Origin of the sequence: Cohnella cholangitidis (assembly GCF_014107495.1) — a bacterium.
Taxonomy (GTDB): Bacteria; Bacillota; Bacilli; order Paenibacillales; family Paenibacillaceae; genus Cohnella; species Cohnella cholangitidis.
Genome location: NZ_CP041969.1, coordinates 3677739 through 3693716 on the forward strand (window position 1 = coordinate 3677739; position 15978 = coordinate 3693716).

16 protein-coding genes and 8 tRNA genes are annotated in these 15978 nt (G+C 49.9%); 19 read left to right on the top strand and 5 right to left on the bottom strand.

Features of this window, described 5'->3' with window-relative positions; translation table 11 throughout:
• Positions 1-78: 78 nt before the first annotated feature.
• The 16 genes from FPL14_RS17080 (at position 79) to FPL14_RS17150 (ending at position 7002) form a co-directional block, all read left to right on the top strand.
• Positions 79-279, top strand: a complete 201-nt coding sequence (locus FPL14_RS17080; protein WP_120978656.1) for a cold-shock protein — start codon at positions 79-81, stop codon at positions 277-279.
• A gap of 94 nt (positions 280-373) precedes the next feature.
• On the top strand, positions 374-586 hold the full coding sequence (locus FPL14_RS17085) for a cold-shock protein (protein WP_182298928.1): 213 nt from the start codon (positions 374-376) through the stop codon (positions 584-586).
• 509 nt (positions 587-1095) lie between these two features.
• A complete protein-coding gene (locus FPL14_RS17090) occupies positions 1096-1806 on the top strand; it encodes a hypothetical protein (RefSeq protein WP_182298929.1) in 711 nt (236 codons plus the stop codon).
• 87 nt (positions 1807-1893) lie between these two features.
• Positions 1894-2025, top strand: coding sequence for a hypothetical protein (locus FPL14_RS30350; RefSeq protein ID WP_267875378.1), 132 nt, complete (start codon positions 1894-1896; stop codon positions 2023-2025).
• A gap of 246 nt (positions 2026-2271) precedes the next feature.
• Positions 2272-2442, top strand: coding sequence for a hypothetical protein (locus FPL14_RS17095; RefSeq protein ID WP_182298930.1), 171 nt, complete (start codon positions 2272-2274; stop codon positions 2440-2442).
• A 434-nt stretch (positions 2443-2876) separates the two neighbouring features.
• Positions 2877-2951, top strand: a tRNA-His gene (locus tag FPL14_RS17100).
• Positions 2952-2957: 6 nt separating this feature from the next.
• A tRNA-Gln gene (locus tag FPL14_RS17105) sits at positions 2958-3031 on the top strand.
• Positions 3032-3116: 85 nt separating this feature from the next.
• Positions 3117-3194: transfer RNA gene (locus FPL14_RS17110), tRNA-Pro, on the top strand.
• Between the two features lie 3 nt (positions 3195-3197).
• Positions 3198-3273 (top strand) — tRNA-Asn (locus tag FPL14_RS17115).
• Between the two features lie 4 nt (positions 3274-3277).
• Positions 3278-3354, top strand: a tRNA-Ile gene (locus FPL14_RS17120).
• 4 nt (positions 3355-3358) lie between these two features.
• Positions 3359-3434 (top strand) — tRNA-Asp (locus FPL14_RS17125).
• A 5-nt stretch (positions 3435-3439) separates the two neighbouring features.
• Positions 3440-3526: transfer RNA gene (locus tag FPL14_RS17130), tRNA-Tyr, on the top strand.
• A 6-nt stretch (positions 3527-3532) separates the two neighbouring features.
• Positions 3533-3610, top strand: a tRNA-Glu gene (locus FPL14_RS17135).
• 28 nt (positions 3611-3638) lie between these two features.
• Complete coding sequence (locus FPL14_RS17140) at positions 3639-4238, top strand: ribonuclease H-like YkuK family protein (RefSeq protein ID WP_182298931.1); 600 nt, start codon at positions 3639-3641, stop codon at positions 4236-4238.
• A gap of 478 nt (positions 4239-4716) precedes the next feature.
• On the top strand, positions 4717-5829 hold the full coding sequence (locus tag FPL14_RS17145; RefSeq protein WP_407644675.1) for a slipin family protein: 1113 nt from the start codon (positions 4717-4719) through the stop codon (positions 5827-5829).
• Between the two features lie 153 nt (positions 5830-5982).
• On the top strand, positions 5983-7002 hold the full coding sequence (locus FPL14_RS17150; RefSeq protein ID WP_182298933.1) for a DUF2804 domain-containing protein: 1020 nt from the start codon (positions 5983-5985) through the stop codon (positions 7000-7002).
• 60 nt (positions 7003-7062) lie between these two features.
• On the opposite strand, the gene FPL14_RS17155 is transcribed toward FPL14_RS17150, so the two are convergent.
• The 4 genes from FPL14_RS17155 to FPL14_RS17170 form a co-directional block, all read right to left on the bottom strand.
• Positions 7063-7896, bottom strand: coding sequence for a carbohydrate ABC transporter permease (locus tag FPL14_RS17155; protein WP_182298934.1), 834 nt, complete (start codon positions 7894-7896; stop codon positions 7063-7065).
• Entirely contained in the window at positions 7889-8776 is an 888-nt protein-coding gene (locus tag FPL14_RS17160) for a carbohydrate ABC transporter permease (RefSeq protein ID WP_182298935.1), read from the bottom strand. The genes FPL14_RS17155 and FPL14_RS17160 overlap by 8 nt, the downstream gene beginning before the upstream one ends.
• A gap of 99 nt (positions 8777-8875) precedes the next feature.
• Positions 8876-10261 carry an ABC transporter substrate-binding protein gene (locus FPL14_RS17165; protein WP_182298936.1) on the bottom strand — a complete coding sequence of 462 codons (1386 nt, stop codon included), beginning with the start codon at positions 10259-10261 and terminating at the stop codon, positions 8876-8878.
• Between the two features lie 84 nt (positions 10262-10345).
• Positions 10346-11365 (bottom strand): substrate-binding domain-containing protein, encoded by a 1020-nt coding sequence (locus FPL14_RS17170; RefSeq protein ID WP_182298937.1) that lies wholly within the window; start codon positions 11363-11365, stop codon positions 10346-10348.
• A 274-nt stretch (positions 11366-11639) separates the two neighbouring features.
• Between FPL14_RS17170 and ku the strand changes: the two genes are divergently transcribed.
• From ku to FPL14_RS17185, 3 genes are all read left to right on the top strand, one after another.
• Positions 11640-12473 carry a non-homologous end joining protein Ku gene (ku, locus tag FPL14_RS17175; RefSeq protein WP_182298938.1) on the top strand — a complete coding sequence of 278 codons (834 nt, stop codon included), beginning with the start codon at positions 11640-11642 and terminating at the stop codon, positions 12471-12473.
• 123 nt (positions 12474-12596) lie between these two features.
• Positions 12597-13112 (top strand): acyl-CoA thioesterase, encoded by a 516-nt coding sequence (locus FPL14_RS17180; protein WP_182298939.1) that lies wholly within the window; start codon positions 12597-12599, stop codon positions 13110-13112.
• Between the two features lie 144 nt (positions 13113-13256).
• Complete coding sequence (locus FPL14_RS17185; protein ID WP_182298940.1) at positions 13257-14798, top strand: copper amine oxidase N-terminal domain-containing protein; 1542 nt, start codon at positions 13257-13259, stop codon at positions 14796-14798.
• An 11-nt stretch (positions 14799-14809) separates the two neighbouring features.
• Here the strand turns inward: FPL14_RS17185 and FPL14_RS17190 are convergent, their stop codons facing one another.
• The gene (locus FPL14_RS17190) at positions 14810-15937 is read right to left on the bottom strand and encodes a transglutaminase domain-containing protein (RefSeq protein WP_182298942.1); all 1128 of its coding nucleotides are present in this window, start codon (positions 15935-15937) and stop codon (positions 14810-14812) included.
• Positions 15938-15978: the final 41 nt, after the last annotated feature.

A 15978-nucleotide genomic window follows, 5' to 3' on the forward strand; every position in this document is an offset into this window, starting at 1 on the left:
ACCTTGTACGCTATGTGAATTTTTTATTTTTCTAAAGAATAAGAAGGTCATGTAAATAACAATAAGGTGGTTATCAGTATGGAAACAGGTACAGTGAAATGGTTTAACGCGGACAAAGGCTTTGGATTTATCGAGGTTGAAGGCGGCAACGATGTATTCGTACACTTCAGCGCAATCGTCGGCGACGGCTACAAATCTTTGGACGAGGGCCAACGCGTCGAATTCAATATCGTACAAGGCAATCGCGGTCCACAAGCCGAGAACGTCGTAAAACTGTAAATCATGCGCTTCGCATGCTGCCCCGAACATTTCGTTTGGGGCATTTTTTAGTCGCTGAATCGATCGTGGAATCCAGGGAGAAAGAGGGATGCGCATGTATTATTCTCGGAAAAAACCGCCTGAAGACGTGCCGAGTGAATTAACGGCAATATGGTCTTGCTCGGACGAGAACTGCAAGGGATGGATGAGGGATAATTTCGCGTTTTCGATGGCGCCTGTATGTCCCCTGTGTCAATCCCCTATGGTCAGAAGCGAAAGAATGCTGGCGGCGGTAGTGAACACAAGCCCTAACCAGCTCAAGAAATAAACGGAATCAAACCTATGATGGAGCATCCGCCGCGGTGCTCTTTTTTATTTCTACGAATTCGCGATAGAGATCATGGCGTCAACGGATTCGGGGCGGTTCGAGCCGCCTTCCTCTCTCCGCGCCGATGCCAATAAAGTGATCCCAAGGCGTTATCGGAAAGGAATTGGACGGGGACGGTGAAATAAAGCGATGGCATAAAGCTATTTCTTTCTAATGACGCAAATGGAGCACATAAGCTGCCAATAAGGTGATCCCGAGGCGTTATTTGGAGGGCGGCAGAGCGGATAGGGTGAAATAAGGCGATGGCGTGACGTTATTTGTTGAGGTGACTCAAGAACTGCTGTCCTAGGTCGCAGGCTGCCGCTGCCGCATCAGTGGATTTAGGTTGAAATCTGCCGAACTCCTATGATATATTTTCCCTATATTACTCACACACGGAAGCACCGTGCTTGCAGGGGTTCTTTTATCTGCATGCACGGTGCTTATTTGTGTTCAAGGAGGCCGTGAATATGTACGAAATAGTGAAATCGCCTGGTAAAAAAGTAACGCAGAAATGGTTGGATAAAGCCTTTGCTCCGCTGAGCGATTATTTGGGGCGCGAATATCCGGAAGAGAAGGACAAAATCATGAGTTATCTCATGTTCATGGGAAACGAAGAGGGCAAGTTTCATTACAAGAACAGCGTGACAAGGGCTTATATTGTGTTCGACCAAGGAGGACGGGTGGTATCCCGCTGCGACGAGGCTTTACAGTATCAATTCGACGAGTGGTTCGGACCTAGGGGGGAATATAAATCTTTGCAGGATTACCGCCTGCATCCTAATGTGACTCGATGGATAGAGCGGAACTTAAGTAAAGCGGCATTCGCCAAGTATGGATTAGAGGTCGGGGTTTTCTTGCAAGAGCTATGGGGACCGATGGTGAATTACGATTTCAGCGATCTGAAGGTCGGCTATCCTCTACGAGGCCCCCGTCTCCCTTATTGCTTATATTTATACCCGGCGGAGTATCGCTCATTGGTAGCATTTCAATTCATCGGGGATGAGATTGTAGAAAGAAAATGCACTATACAGCAATATTATGATTTCCTCAATTGCGAACGCGAAATAACGTTTGCGGGTTGGCAGAGGGTTGATATCATTCACGAAATGCTGGAGCATATTTCTCCGCTAAGGAGAGACTTGCCTCTCGTGATTCGGCATGCTTGTCATCGAATGTGAACGAGCGGATTACCAAAAAAGAGATTGACACATTTTTCTAGATGAATTATGATTGAGCACATTACTTGAGAGAGGAGACGGATGAATATGAAGAAGGCTGGATTGTATGCAAGCATCAAGTTTAATCGCCAGTGGAATCCCGAGACGGATTACCGCCTAATTCCGCATGCGGCTGAACAACTTCAATCCGTCGGCAAACCTTTCTCTAAGGAATGTTAAGCCCCTTTTTATAAGGGTCATAATGTTTGTTTTAGAGCAACGGGCTGCTGGCATAGCGGCCTTTTTTTGTTGAGTCTGGGCGATGTCCCGATCTCCGACGGAAGAAGGCGACTTGCAGGCAGCCTTTATTATTCGAATAATATAAGAGATAAATTTCCATAAATAAAAAATAATGGTTGACAGGTTAAAAATGGCGATGATATGATAAGCCTCGTAAACCAAATCGAAGCCAAGAGGTGAAGGAAAATGAATCGATTCCTCGAGACGATCGCAAGTGACGAGTTGCAGCAGGATAAGCATCTATCGATCGGTTATACGCGGCAGGAGCCTCATTTTACCGACATCGAATTTCATAATCAACAGCTTTACGGACGCAATAGACGAACGGTTCTCCATAGGGTGAATTCTACGCCCTGATCGGATGCCGATAACTCTACATAAGCGTATCTCGTAAAGACTGCTTGATGCCAAGCGGTCTTTTTCTATGGTCGAAATGCCGTAGGGAAAGGTCGAATGGGCGGAAGTGGTCTTTTTTCAACTCCATTCATGGAAAGGCAGGCAATCACGATGAGAAACAGCAAACAACCGATTAATCAACCGGTCGAGCATGAGAGCTATCGGGATTATCATCTGGATCTCTTTGGTTTCCTATTGCCTAATAACCCCCTAGGTAGTCGATATACGAAACAACGAAGCGAGTCGCGGCGTGTGCGGCGAAGCTTATCTTCGTTGACCGGGTGATGTTATCCCCTATTCTCGTATCGAGCTACCTGAGATCCGGACGATCCGTTCTCTGCCAATAGGCAGCGGCGGTTAAGCCGGAGAAGAGGTAGCTTTTTTTATACACCATGGAGGCCATGGCGAAAAGGCGAACGCGACGGATTGTGACTCCGTTAGTACCAGTTCGAGTCTGGTTGGTCTCCCCAATATATTGCCCGATAGCCAAGCGGCAAGGCAGATGGCTTTGAATCATCGAGCGCAGGTTCGATTCCTGCTCGGGCAACCAATAACATCATGGATAGGCGTCATCAAATAGGCTGCCGTTGCGGCGGTCGACAGATCAGCGGGGGTTACCCGCTACTATCCTCCATCGGGATGTAGCTCAGCTTGGCTAGAGCGCTTGCCTTGGAAGCAAGAGGCCGCAGGTTCGAGTCCTGCCGTTCCGACCATATAGGGATATAGCCAATTCGGTAAGGCAGACGGCTGTTAACCGTCCACATACAGGTTCGAGTCCTGTTATCCCTGCCAATCCGCTGTACTAGCTCATTTGGTTAGAGCACTCCGCTGATACCGGAGAGGCGCCTTGTTCGAATCAAGGGTACAGCACCAATAAGGTTCCTTAGCTCAATCGGGAGAGCGTTGGCCTGTCAAGCCAAAGGCAGCGGGATCGAAACCCGTAGGAACCGCCATATATGGGAGCATAGAGCGTAATGGTAGCGTCTTCGGCTGTAAACCGAATGTGAGGTTCACCTTGGAGGTTCGAGTCCTTCTGCTCCCACCATCCCATGACTCCGTTGACAAAATGGCTTAAGTCACCAGACTTTCAATCTGGTCAGTGCGGGTTCGAGTCCCGTCGGAGTCGCCAAATCAATTTCAAAGCATTGGTGAAAATCATGAAAAGACGAAAGTACGCGCATATTCACGAAACTCATTTCCGCAACGTATCGGAAAATCATATGACCATGGACGACGTGTTTGACCGGATCCGCAGCTTCATGAGAGGCAATCCTCGGGCGCGGTATCAGTTGATCATCGGGACGGACGCCCAAGTTCATTCCGGTCATACGAAGTTCATCACCTCCGTCGTCATCTATCGCCCCGGACACGGAGCGTGGTTCTGCTACAGGCAGGTCGTGATCCCTCGGGAAATTCTGTCTCTTCAAGAGAAGCTGACCCTGGAGACGACCTTCAGCCAAGAAATCGCGATGGGGATCGACAACGGCCGACGGGCATCCCTTGAGGACATCATTCTTCCTTATGTGTATCAGGGAGCCGAGCTGCAGCTGTTCATCGATATCGATGCGGGAGCCGACGCCAAGCGGAACAAGACGTCCTTATTCGTAGCCGATATGGTCGGTAGAGTCGAGGCGATGGGGTTGTCGGCGAGGATTAAACCCGAGGCGATCGGGGCATCCGCCGTTTCGAACCGCTATACGAAGACGCCTTATCGCGGTTTTTCGGCTGTGACCGGAACAGGAACTTCGTCCTATTAATGATTCGCCTAGTCAATAAATGGGGCTTACGAACGGCGCCGTCCTGCGATTGCAGGGATTTCGGATTAATCCCGCAGTGCCGAAGCGCTCGCTTCCGGTATGCTGCAGTGATGGGCGGCGTAAGCCTCTCCAATATGGAGGTTCGAATCCTTCTCACATTGAAGATGTGAAGCCATGGCAGGCACTCGACTTTTAATCGAGCGTAACACAACTAGGAACGCCGGAAGCGGAATTCTCCGCGGTTGCCCTCGGGCAACCGCACCCATCCTAGGCTTTGCGGTCCGCAGTTAAGACGGGCAAGCCATGATACCGAAGCCTGTACCCGAAAATGGCTAGCATCCGATAAGCAAAGGGATCGGTTGCTCCCGTTGAACGACAGCGCGCGGAACATTCTCTTCTCCCGCCTTAAGCGAGACTTCCGCCGAAGCATGGGGAGGATTCCGGGGAAGGCACCCGCATTTTAATTCGAAAAGAGGTCATCTCAATGAAAGCGATCATACGCGCCGACGAACGGGGACTCCTGTTCAAGGACGGCAATTATATGAAATTTTTGAAGCCCGGTACTTACCGTTTCTGGCCGTTGTCCGACTATCAAGTCATAACGGTGAACGTGAACAAACCGTTTGCCGTCCCGGATCGGGATTTGCAGCTGTTCTTGCAGGATGAGCAGCTGTTGGGCGAGCTGGCCGTCGTAGACGTCCAAGATTACGAATACGTGCTTCACTTCGAAGATGGCAAAATCGCGCGTCTCCTGCCTACGGGCAAATACGCGTTCTGGAAAGCGTGGAAGCGTCATGAGTTCATTCGGGTCGATGCCCGTAATCCGGAAATGCCGGCCGAGGTGGACGTGTCCGTCTTGGCTAGGCTGAATACCGCATACCTGCAAACTTATGAAGTGGCAAGCCACGAGAGAGGGCTGCTGTTCATAGACAGCACGTATCGGAAAACGCTGACGCCGGGCAAATATTACTTCTGGAAGGGACCCGTATCGGCGTTGGTGAAAACGGTGGATATGAGGCAGCTGCAGCTCGATATGACCGGACAGGAAATGATGACGGAGGACAAAGTCACGTTGCGCTTGAACTTCGTTTGCCAGTACCGCATCACGGATCCGCTGAGAGCGATGGAGATCAAATCGTTCGAAGATCAGATCTACGTTCTGTTGCAGCTAGTCCTTCGCGAATACGTGGGCACGATGAAGCTGGATGAACTCCTTCGGACGAAACAAGAGATCGGAACCTACGTGCTCGCCAAGCTAAACGGCAAAGGCGGGGAACTTGGCGTAAGCTTCCAGTCCGCAGGGGTGAAAGACATCATTCTGCCCGGCGACGTAAAGGAAATCTTGAACACGGTTCTGATCGCGGAAAAGCAAGCGCAGGCTAATCTGATCACCCGCCGCGAAGAGACGGCATCCACCCGCAGCCTGCTCAATACGGCGAAGCTGCTCGACGAGAACGAGACGCTGTATCGCCTGAAGGAGCTGGAATTCATGGAGAGGATATGCGATAAGATCGGCAGCATCTCTCTATCTAACGGAGGCAACATGCTGGAACAATTGAATGCCCTTATCTCGACAAAAGGAAAAACTTAGCTGCAATGGAGTTCATTAAAGACCACCCCGATTCGACGTCCCCGGCGTCCGTCGGGGTGTTTGTCATTGCCGCATGCGCTACTTAGAAGTAAACTTTACATAGAAGAGAAAGAGAGAGGAACAACTGAGATCCGGTATGATGGAGGCCGATTCATGCAAAATCAGATCATTAACCCCGGAGATGTGCTAGGGGCAGACGGGGCGCTTCTGCAGAAAGGTTACTCGACGCGCGCCGTATTGCGATTTAATCGCAAAGCGATCAAAGCGAGGCCATGGCGAATTAAGGAATGGGATTTCTACCAAGTATCGAATGACGATTATTGCTTACAGCTGACGATCGGCCATGCTTCGTATGTGGGAGAAATATCGTTTAAGCTGTTCGAGTTCAAAACCGGTGTCATGCATCAATTCTCGCATCTGCTCTTCCTGCCCTTCAATCGGCTAAAGCTGCCGGAATCGGCGGATCAGGGGGATATTGCCTTCAAGGCGAAAAATTTGTTTATGCAGTTTCAAGTTTATAACGGCGGACGCAGGCTAATGTGCCGAACCGGCGGAGGCAAATTTCCGACAGTGGACATAGACGTTCGGCTGTCCCAACCCGATCCGACGTCCCTCGTCATCGCAACGCCATTCGACGAGAGCGAGAAATGCTTCTACTATAATCACAAAATTAACTGCATGCCGGCAAAAGGCGTTGTTAAGATAGAGGATAAAGTTTATCGTTTCGAGCCGGAATCCGCTTTCGGATTATTGGATTGGGGAAGAGGCGTATGGCCGTTCCATAACGAATGGTATTGGGGGAGCGGCAGCGGCTGGGTCGAGGGCAAACGCTTCGGCTTCAATATCGGATACGGGTTCGGCAATACTTCCGCGGCCACGGAAAACATGCTGTTCTACGACGGCGTTGCCCATAAAATAAGCCATGTTCATTTCGATTTGGCCGGGAGCGGCGGTTATATGGCGAAGAAACGGTTTACGAGCGACGACGGCCGGTTCGAGATGGAGTTTACCCCGATCTACGACCGCTATACCGAGGCGAAGGCATTGTTCTTGGATAACCGGTGCCATCAACTATTCGGGACGTTTAACGGCAAAGCCGTCTTAGACGACGGGCAAGTCATAGAAGTCAAAGATTTGGTCGCTTTCGCGGAGCATGCGGTTAACAATTGGTAATTGCCTCATATCGATAATAGACAAGGCCGCCCCTCTTAGGGACGGCCTTTGAACTAGCGTCTACTTTACGGCGCCTTGCGTAAAACCATTATAAATATATTTTTGCAGAGACAAGAATGCAATGAGAGTAGGGATAATGATGAGCATGACCGCCGCGCAGATCGTTTCCCAGTGCGACCCGAACGGCCCCTTGAAGGCGAACAACGAGGTCGATATCGTTCTTAGATCGGGGTCGGGCATGTATAAGAACGGAATATAGAAGTCGTTATAGATTCCGATCCCCCTGATGATCAACATCGTCACGATCGCCGGAGCGAGCAATGGGAAAATGATCTTGCGGAATATCGTGAAATAGGATGCTCCGTCCAGCATCGCCGATTCGTCGAGTTGCGTCGAGATATTGTCCATGAACTGGATGAAAATATAAATCCCGATAATATCCGTGCCCATGTACAGAATGATCGCGGATCCCATCGTATTGAATAAGCCGATGGCATGGACGATTTTAAATAGAATAACCTGAGTCGTGACGCCCGGAATCAATGCGGCGAACAGGAACGCGGCCATGATGGCGCCGCGGGCCTTGAACGTAAACCGTTGCAGCACGTAGGCGATCATCGTGCCGATAAGCATATTGCCGATCAGAGACGCCGTCATGATGATCGCCGTGTTCTTGAACCCCGTCAACATGTTGCCCTTCACGAAGGCCGTTCGGTAGTTCTCGAAGTTAAACCAGTCCTTGGGCGGAGTCAATGCGCCCGAGTTCAAGTATTCTTGAGAATCTTTGAAGGATGCGAACAGAACGACGACGAGGGGCGCAAGCGCGCAAAACGCGCCCAATAACAAGGTGAGATACTTGAACGTAGTCGCCGAAGCGTATTTCAGGTTATACATTCTTTTTCTCCTCCTTGATAAAGCTCTTCTGGATAACGGTAACGAGAATTACGATCAGGAAGAGAACGACCGCCATAGCCGAGCCCATGCCGTACTTGTTGTATCTGAACGTGGTCGTAACCGTCTGAATGACGAACGTATTGCTTCCGTTGGATCCGCCCGTCATGACGTACGGAATTTCGAACGGAGCAACCGACCCGCTGATGGACAAGATCAAGGTAATCGCGACGATACGCCGTATGCTCGGCAAAATAATATACTTAAATTGGTGCCAACGATTGGCGCCGTCGATTTCCGCCGCTTCGTACAGATCGGAGGGGACCGACGAGATAGCTCCTAACAGCAGAATGAAATTAAACCCTAAATAACGCCAGATCGAGGCTCCGACCAAGGAGACGTTAATGATGTCCGGATTAAGCAACCATTTCGGCGGGTTCGTGATGCCGACGAAACCGAGTATCGTATCGAGCGTCCCTTCCGGCCGGAAGAAGAATAGGAAGATGAGACCGACGGCTACGCTGTTGATCATGCTCGGGAAGAAGAGAACTCCTTTCAAGAAGTTTCTCCCGCGAACCGCAAAGCTTAGAATAGTCGCAAAGTACAATGCGATAGCCAGTTGAACGAAGCTGCCTAAGAAATAGTAGATGCTGTTCACGAAGCCTTCGTAATATTTCTCGTCCGTGAAGATCGTCTTGAAGTTATCGAAGCCTACCCAGTTATAGTTAGGGGAAAGTCCGTTCCAATCCGTAAAGGCATACCGGAACATGCCCAATACGGGCAAATATCCGAACGTAATCAAGAGCAAGAGCGGAATGAACGAGAAGGAAACGATGATGACGATTCTTTGTGCCTTATAGCTTAGATTCGATAAGCTAAACATCTCCGTACCCCCACTGCAATGAATGTGAAATCTAGAAAGGCTTAGGGGAAAGCACTTATGCACTTTCCCCTAAGCGTACTTTACTTAACCTGACCGGGACTACTTCTTATATTGCGCGGGAATCAATTTCTCCCAAGACTTGTTCCATCTCTTGTCCAGATCGGCCATGATGTCTTCGAACGATTCGTCTCTGTTGCCGATCGCGGCTTCGATTAGACGTTTCTTAAAGTCCGGATTGTGGATACCGACTTCGGAATCGTTGTCGATCTGCGTAAGGACGCCGTTCAAATCGTCCGGTCCAGGCGTAGAGAGCTCCATCGTAACGCCAAGATCTTGGAAGCCTTTCAAGAGCTCAGGGATTTGCAAGTTGCCTCCGTCGTCGAATTTCGCGCTGAATCCGCCTTGATATTTGGAAGCGTAGTCGGATTCGTCGACCACCCAATGAATGAAAGCATTAGCGGCTTCTTTGTTTTTACTGTGCACGTTAATGGACCAGTTATAGTCCGCGGACAATGGAGCGGACAATTTAGCCGCGTTCGTAGGGAACGGCATGTATCCGATATCGTCCGGGTTAGGACCTGCGCCCTGCATTTGCGTAATCGCCCAAGAACCGAGAACCATCGTGCCGATCTCGCCGCGGTTAATCATGCCTTTGGAAGATTCCCAGTCCGTCGTGGTCGGATCTTCTTCGATCAAGCCGCGCTTCGCGACTTCGTACATCAATTTGAAGATGTCGTTATAAGGTTTGCCTGCTGCCCACGGATTCGGATCTTGCAGCACGCCGATATTCGGATAGTTAGGGTCGCCGGCAGCCGGTTGCAGATAATCCGCCCATTGGCTTAGCGTCCAATCGTCTTTATAGTTCGTGTAGAGCGGGATGGCGTCGGTGGTGTCCTTGATTTTTTGCATCGCCGCCAGGAACTCGTCCGGAGTTTTCGGCACTGTAGTAACGCCGGCGTCATTGAATACTTTTTTGTTATAGACGATACCGAGCGTGTTGATGGCCATCGGTATGCCGTAATATTTTCCTTCGAAACGGTGAGCATCGATTTGGGAGTATTTGGTCTTATCGGCTTCGTAGTCTCCGAGCGGCTCGAAGAAGGTCGGGAAATCTTTCGGCTCGACGTTATTCGGAATAAGCAGAACGTCTCCGTAATCTTCCGTGTTCATCCGGATTTTAATGTTGTTCTCGTAGTCTTGAACCGCTTCCCATTTCACTCTGATGTCCGGGTAAGCTTTGTTGAATTCCGCGGTAAATTCTTTTTGCAGGGTGTCTACGATGTCCGTGCGTTGCGTAAGTACCGTGATGGATCCGCTTGGCTTGGCGTCGGTGGAACCGCTTTCGCTAGCGGCCGCGCTTGATTCGCTGGCGACCGGCGAAGACGAAGCCGATGGGCTGCTATTATTGTTGTTGCCGCCGCAACCTGCCAGTAGCCCGGTTAGAAGAACGAGAACCGATGATACCGATAAAACTGATTTCTTCACTTTAGATCTCCCCCTGATTTAGCTTATCGATTAGGTTACAAGGCGAGTATATGATGTCAGCGCTTACAAGTCAATCGATTTTTTTTAATTCATCGATTGAATCAGGCTCTTCACGGAACCGCGATAGACGATTTTTCCCTTGATCGATACCCGTCCGTGGCTGACATTCGGATGCTTGACCTTCCTGACGATCATCGACACGGCGGCTTTGGACATTTCCGGCATATTCACTTCTACGGTCGTTAGATTCGGCTGGGTCAGCGTAGCGAAAATATCGTTATCGAATCCGACGACGGAGCAGTCTTCGGGTACGCGAAATCCCTTTCTTTGCAACATGGAAACCAGGTGATAGGCAATTTGATCGCCGTTGCATACGAAGGCTGTCGGCATAGGGCTTGGCAGAGCTATCTCGATATATTGGCCCTTGTCGTCCCTATCGTTGATTAGATAATCGTCGGGCATTCTGATCCCATGCTCCAGGATCGATTTGTAATATCCCAGATAGCGGTCCAGAATGCTGCTGGTCGCTTGGATATTGCCGACGAAAGCGATGTCCCGGTGGCCTAGCTTGATCAGGTGGTTCGTCAGGTCGTAAACCCCGTAGAAGTTATCGGTGATAACGCTGTCGACATCCGGTTGATCGGTATAGAAGTCAAGGAATACGAGCGGCGTCCCCGTTCGCAAGAACATATCCGTGTAATCGCGGTTCAATTGGCCGAGGATAATGAAGCCGTCGACTTTCTTCTCCAGATACACGCGCGGAAGCGCGAGCTGCTCCTCGTCGTCCATGCTCAGAATCTGCATGATTCCGGAATAGCCGTACTCATCCATGCTTTTGGTCAAGGCTTGGTAGAACTGCATGTAAAAGGCTTGCGTAACGCCGGTGAAGCGTTCGGGAATAATAACGCCGATGTTATAGGACAAGCCGTCTTTCATCGATTTGGCTGCCGCGTTCATCCGGTAGCCCATATCGGATGCCGCCTCTTTGATTTTCCTTCGCAAATCGTCGCCTACGCCATCCTTGTCGTTGATGGCTTTGGAAACCGTGACGGTGCTGACTCCGAGTTTATCGGCGATATCGCGCATCGTAATATTCTGTTTCATGGGTTGTTTACCTCCGGTTCCCAACAAACGATGGATAATAATAAAATGCGATCCTATTCCAGAGAATGTGACGAATAATTCCTAACAAAAACATAAAAATTAGGTTATCGATTAAGTGAATACTCCTTCACATTACTTGCGTTATCGATATTTTGTCAATTGCATTAGGCTTGTCCGTTCATAGCTCATGGCAATGCAACCCGCGAACGGTATCCTTTTCTATGAACTAGGCAATACAAATAATAGATTGTATATGCGAAAGGATGGATAAGAGATGCACGCGATGTGGAAAGGCACCATTCAGATCGCCAAGTTTCAAATTCCGATCAAGCTGTACGCAGCGACCGAGGATAAGGAGATCTCTTTGAAGCAAACTCATACGGTTTGCGGAGGCTCGATATCCCATTTGAAGTTCTGTCAGGCATGCGATACGGGAGTAGGGATGGAAGAGATCCGGAAAGGTTACGATCTCGGCGGCGGCAACCTGGTGGAGTTGTCGGAGGAGGAGTTGAAAGGAATAACGCCGCCCGCCTCCAAGACTTTTCTCGTCGAACAGTTCGCCGACGAAGAGGACATCAATCGGATCCGATTGAAGAAGCATTATTATATAGGCGCGGAAGAGGTCGGGGAGGAAGCGTTCCGGTTGTTTCAAGCAAGTCTTCGCCAATCGAACAAAATCGGGATCGGCTACATTACGCTCAGATCCGTTCAGAGCCTTGCGGCCGTCTGGCCTCTGGGCGATGGACTCGTACTGTCGACGATGCTGTATGAAGACGAGATCCGCCCGATGGAACGCATCGCTGCCCCCGCCAATCGCGCCGCTTCCCGCGTAAGCGAAGCTCATTTGTTCGTTTTTAATCAACTGATTCATGCGATGTCCGCCGCTTTCGCAGGATCGAAATACGTCAACCGATACGACATCGCGTTGAGGTCCCTGATCGACAATAAAATCGCGAAGCTAACGCCTATGGAACGGATCAAGGATGAGCCCGAACTGCAGCGTAACGCCAATCTAGAAGATTTGTTAACCTCGTTGAATACGAGCCTCGATTTCGTGAAAAACGAGAGCGACGTATTTACGCAATCGGATTTCAATCAGACGCATTGAGCATCATTAGACACTGGCGCCGCTGAATCCGGGGCGAAGTGAAGCGACGGCGTTCCGGCGAATAGTCAAAAAACGGTATGGATAAAATATCCCGAGCAAAGTAGCCGGAAAGAAGCGTGAAGCATGCACGAGCTTAAATTCACTAAGGAAACCCGTTGCTTCAAAGTATCCAGGGTGTTCCCTACCGACGTGAATAACCACGATACGTTATTCGGCGGCAAACTGATGTCTTACATCGACGACATTGCCTCTATCTCCGCGTCTAAGCTTTGCCGGGTCACGGCGGTGACGGCCTCTACGGATTCGGTCGATTTTCTCTATCCGATCAGGCCGACCGATTCCGTATCGTTAGAATCCTTCGTCACATGGACGGGCAAGAGCTCCATGGAAGTCTTCGTCAAGGTTATTCGGGAAGATCTCAGAAGCGGAGAACGGAAGATCGCGGCGACCTCTTTTCTTACTTTCGTTGCTCTCGGAGAAGACAATAAGAAGATCCCCGTGCCGCAGATCGTCCCGGAGACGGAGGAGGAGCAGAAGCTGTTCGAGACTGCCGAGCACAGGACGGAAATGCGGAAGCACCGACGGGAAGAAAGCAAAAAATTCGCCGATTACTTGGTGACCAAATATCCTTGGGAGTAAGAAAAACACCCTCATTTTCACGCGTTAAGCGTGGGTTGAGGGTGTTTTTACGCGTTTTTTATAGGATTAGTTGGAGGATAATGGATTTAAGGGAAGAAATATTTTACAGAGTTAATTATAAGGAAAGAGTCGAGGGGATCTATCTTGGGTAAAATAGCATTTAAAGCTCTATTAGGATTCGGAATATTAATAGGCACAATAAGCTCGGCGACAGTCCATGCGGAAGAAGCGGCACCGGGGGCGACAAAAGAGGAAATTATTGTAAAAGTAAACGATCCGAACGCATGGATCAACGGGAAGAAAGTGACTTTGCAAGCTCCTCCGACGACGATAAATCATCAGACTGTGGTGCCTATGAGGTTCATCAGCGATTCGATCGGAGCCAAGCTGAAGTGGGAGAAGATCGGCCAGAAGATCACGATAAGCTATGGGGACAAAGTGATCGAGCTTACCGTCGGCCAGAAGCAGGCGAAGGTGAACGGCGCTGCCGTCCAACTCAATCAACCGGCCGTTATCCTCAACGGTACGACGATGGTTCCTATGCGTTTCATTCTTCAAAGCTTGCAGTTGGATTTCCAATATGACAAAGCGACGCAAGAAATTCGCATTTTCCCGAAAGGCGGCCAGAAGGTCGAGGAGGAAGCCGCGGGAGCGGAGAAGGAGTCTCCGGTACAAGAGGAAGTCAAGGAGACGCCCGAAAAGCAGCCGCTAGAGAAGCCGACGGTTGATTTTTTGTCTTTTCCGCCTAGTACCGCTATGTCGCACCTCGATAAAATGAAAGTTCATGCAACCAGCAGCATAGCTGCCGCGAACAACGGTCAAGTCTATATTCTTGAGAAGGATCCGAATAAAGGGTATCAGGTGAAGAAATACGATCCTAACGCCGCCGGCAAGTTTACGGTGATTGCGTCGATCGATCAACGGTTTAATTTCGAATATACGTTGAAGAATAATAACAAAGGCAGTTTCGTATATTCGGAGTTTGTTCCTAGAAGGCTTTTCTATAACGAGGCAACGGATTCTTTGTATCTGCTCGGGGAGAGCGCGGAGTCCAAGTCTCCCGTTAGAATGCGGACGGTCGCGTACTCTATTTTTCCGGAAGTCAAAATGGTCGCTTACCAGATTAATACCCAAGGTTACTACAATCTAGAAGATAATTTCTTCGCGTCCTTAGATGACGAAACCTTCTACTATGGGGACCCGCATTCTCAGATGATCTATTCTTCCGCTAAGGGGCAGGCTTTGGGGGTGGCGGATTCCTCCCGAACGGCGGATAAAACCCGGTTGTTCTCGACCGTTCGGGACGGAGCGATCTATTTCTATGACACCAAGGGCGGCAAGATCTTCAAGTGGAACGGAAAAGCGGTGGAAAAGGTTGCCGAAGTCGCTTTAGACGTCGAATCCATTCAGAATGTAACGGCATCCAACGGTTATTTCTATGTGCTGGATAATAAGAAGACCGTACATCGGGTAAATCTGAACGGCGAGTCCTCGCTCTATTCCAATCTTGGAGACGTAACTTATCATCCGGGGATTCATGGTCTGCCGGATACGTCCAACTGGCCGGTAACCTCGGAGGAGCAATTAAAGCTTGATCCCTACAAGCTGCTAATGTCCATCGGCGACGACGGGAATCTTATCGTATACGATTTCGGAATTTTGAAGCGGATTAATATTTACCCTTAAGCTGGTTCGCCTTATGAATAATTAAACACGATGCGAAGTAGCTTGTCGTTCGTCGTCGTCCGCGTGTAGTCTTCGAAAGTATAGCTGTAGCTGGATAGTCCCTTCTGGGCGGAGAAAGCCTTTTTCATATCCGACTTGAACGTAACGCCCCTCGTATAACGAATAACTAATTGTTTCTGGCGTTTGCCGACCGCGGTTTGGATGCGGCTAGTCAACTCTTGCAGGCTGGTCGCCGTGTTGGATTCGGCAAGGTAGGCGAGACCGAGCTGATCGTAGAGCTTCTTGTAAAACTCCGCTTTGGCCGCTCCGTTGCCGGACAATGAGGCCAACGTCTGATCGAACGAAGTAACGGCTGTCGGATATAGCGCGGAAGGTTTCCATTTGTGGTCGATTCTAATCTGCGAATCCGTCAGGTTGTAATAGTTGTAAGCGATGCGTCCGGCTTCGTCCGGCACGGGGTCGTCCCAAGTCGTGTCGATATGATACCACTTGCCTCCAAGCTGGACTAGGTTCCAGGTGTGGGCGATTCCGCGCGAAGTGCCTTCCACGATCTTCACCGGAATGCCGGCCTGCCTCATCATCTCGTAGGTGAGAAGGGCATAGCCTTGGCATACCGTCTGACCGTTCACGATCCCGTCATAAGCGGAGTAGGAAACAAGGCGCGTATCATAGGAGACGTTGGTCACGATCCAATCATGGATTGCCTTCTCTTTTTGAAAGTCGTTCATGCCGGGAGTGAGAATGCGCTTAAGAGTATGGGTTACGCGTTTCTTCACTTCATTGGACTGGGCCAGCGTTTCCCAATAGGTGAATTTGAAAGAAATCGTAGCGGTATTTCCCTTGATCGTAGCATTGTAGCCATACGTCTTGACGATATAATGCAAATAGTCGTCCGCGTAGAGGGCATTATTCAGAATCTCTTTAATTTCTTTTTTCAAAGTGGACTCTTTGCCGGAATAAGTGACTTTAAGCGAGCCGAGACGCTGGCTCCAAGCGCGGTTCAGCTCTTGGTGAAGCTGCGCTTGAGACAAAGGGCGCTCCGCCGCAAGCACGGACGCGAAGGGATCGCATCCTGCCGTAAGCGGTAAAGTCCCCAAGAAGAGCGAGGAAGCAAGAAGCCATTTCATTTTTGCGCGCATATTTCGACCGCTCCTCTCTCCGGGTAATTTCCGGATGGAAT

What these genes read in the sequence shown, in the direction of transcription:
- FPL14_RS17085 (WP_182298928.1), top strand. Translation starts at nt 374, where the DNA reads ATGTATTATTCTCGGAAAAAACCGCCTGAAGACGTGCCGAGTGAATTA.
- FPL14_RS17190 (WP_182298942.1), bottom strand. Translation starts at nt 15,937, where the DNA reads ATGCGCGCAAAAATGAAATGGCTTCTTGCTTCCTCGCTCTTCTTGGGG.
- ku (WP_182298938.1), top strand. Translation starts at nt 11,640, where the DNA reads ATGCACGCGATGTGGAAAGGCACCATTCAGATCGCCAAGTTTCAAATT.
- FPL14_RS17080 (WP_120978656.1), top strand. Translation starts at nt 79, where the DNA reads ATGGAAACAGGTACAGTGAAATGGTTTAACGCGGACAAAGGCTTTGGA.
- FPL14_RS17140 (WP_182298931.1), top strand. Translation starts at nt 3,639, where the DNA reads ATGAAAAGACGAAAGTACGCGCATATTCACGAAACTCATTTCCGCAAC.
- FPL14_RS17150 (WP_182298933.1), top strand. Translation starts at nt 5,983, where the DNA reads ATGCAAAATCAGATCATTAACCCCGGAGATGTGCTAGGGGCAGACGGG.
- FPL14_RS17160 (WP_182298935.1), bottom strand. Translation starts at nt 8,776, where the DNA reads ATGTTTAGCTTATCGAATCTAAGCTATAAGGCACAAAGAATCGTCATC.
- FPL14_RS17180 (WP_182298939.1), top strand. Translation starts at nt 12,597, where the DNA reads ATGCACGAGCTTAAATTCACTAAGGAAACCCGTTGCTTCAAAGTATCC.
- FPL14_RS17095 (WP_182298930.1), top strand. Translation starts at nt 2,272, where the DNA reads ATGAATCGATTCCTCGAGACGATCGCAAGTGACGAGTTGCAGCAGGAT.
- FPL14_RS17090 (WP_182298929.1), top strand. Translation starts at nt 1,096, where the DNA reads ATGTACGAAATAGTGAAATCGCCTGGTAAAAAAGTAACGCAGAAATGG.
- FPL14_RS30350 (WP_267875378.1), top strand. Translation starts at nt 1,894, where the DNA reads ATGAAGAAGGCTGGATTGTATGCAAGCATCAAGTTTAATCGCCAGTGG.
- FPL14_RS17170 (WP_182298937.1), bottom strand. Translation starts at nt 11,365, where the DNA reads ATGAAACAGAATATTACGATGCGCGATATCGCCGATAAACTCGGAGTC.
- FPL14_RS17155 (WP_182298934.1), bottom strand. Translation starts at nt 7,896, where the DNA reads ATGTATAACCTGAAATACGCTTCGGCGACTACGTTCAAGTATCTCACC.